Consider the following 1,236-nt stretch of genomic DNA (forward strand, 5'->3'; position numbering starts at 1 on the left):
AAGCTTCGCGAGAAGCGTTACGGGCTGGTGATCTCCGACTGGAACATGGAACCCATGACTGGCTACGAGCTCCTTCAGCAGGTTCGCGCGGACGATGTCTTGAAGGACCTGCCGTTCATCATGGTAACGGCTGAAGCCAAAACGGAGAATGTAATCGCCGCGAAAAAGGCCGGGGTCAGCAACTACATTGTCAAACCTTTTAATGCACCGACGCTGCAGGCAAAAATCGCAGCCGTCCTCGGACAGTGACATCTGTGGAGGATGAACGATGGGCGCATCTGGGGTCTCAGGTCGTGAGATGTCTCGTGCCGAGGCATTCGATGAAAAGGAACGCCAGGCAGAAATCTTCTCCGCGATCGCAACTTTGCGAAAGCATGCTCAACCCGGTCAGGATAGTGTTCACTCGCTCTTAGAGCTCCAAGGGGCACTCCGGCTGAAGGTGGAGCTTGACGCGATCGCAGAAGCGATACAGCGCACGAAGCAGGAAATCGCGACCCTCCACTATGCAGGCGCCCAGGGGCGAGAAATGGCTCGGGTAACAGATGAGCTTGGTGCCATTGTATTAGGCACCGAGACCGCGACCCATGCAATCTTGGCCGCGGCAGAGGAAATCGATGAGATCGCGGGGGATCTCGCTACGCGCCTTCACAGTCAAGATAGTGATATGGCACGTGGAATCGTCGAGCGCGTCGTAGGTATTTTTGAGGCCTGTAATTTTCAGGACATTACGGGCCAGCGGATTAGCAAAATTGTTACTGCAATGCAGTTTGTCGAAGATCGCGTTGTCAAGATGATAGAAATATGGGGCGGGCTCGAAAATTTTAAGGACATTCCTCCCTCCGCGTCTCCCGAGCGCGAAGGAGATAAAGCGCTCCTCAATGGTCCCACCCTGCGGTCCGAGGATGGTACCTCGCAGGACGAAATCGACAGCTTCTTCAAGTAGCTTCAATTCTAAAGAGCCGCGCATGACGCGGTAGGCAGAATCTAAACCAGGACTAACCATCGTGAGCCTTGACCTTTCCACGCCCGTTCTTGTTGTCGATGACTATCAGACGATGGTGCGGATTCTACGCAACCTCCTGAAGCAGATTGGCTTTGTGGATGTCGATGATGCCTCGGACGGGACTGCGGCCTTGGCGAAGCTTCGCGAGAAGCGTTACGGGCTGGTGATCTCCGACTGGAACATGGAACCCATGACTGGCTACGAGCTCCTTCAGCAGGTTCGCGCGGACGATG

Annotated in this window: 3 protein-coding genes; all 3 read left to right on the top strand. The window is 54.9% G+C overall.

Annotation, left to right across the window (positions count from 1 at the left end; genetic code table 11):
• On the top strand, window positions 1-249 hold a 249-nt coding region (locus HB375_RS17900), incomplete at its 5' end, for a response regulator (RefSeq protein WP_167674418.1).
• Window positions 250-298: 49 nt separating this feature from the next.
• Complete coding sequence (locus HB375_RS17905; RefSeq protein ID WP_246728583.1) at window positions 299-943, top strand: protein phosphatase CheZ; 645 nt, start codon at window positions 299-301, stop codon at window positions 941-943.
• A gap of 61 nt (window positions 944-1,004) precedes the next feature.
• The coding region (locus HB375_RS17910) for a response regulator (RefSeq protein WP_167670744.1) at window positions 1,005-1,236 on the top strand (232 nt) is incomplete at its 3' end.

The organism is Microvirga terricola (assembly GCF_011777495.1).
Lineage (GTDB): Bacteria > Pseudomonadota > Alphaproteobacteria > Rhizobiales > Beijerinckiaceae > Microvirga > Microvirga terricola.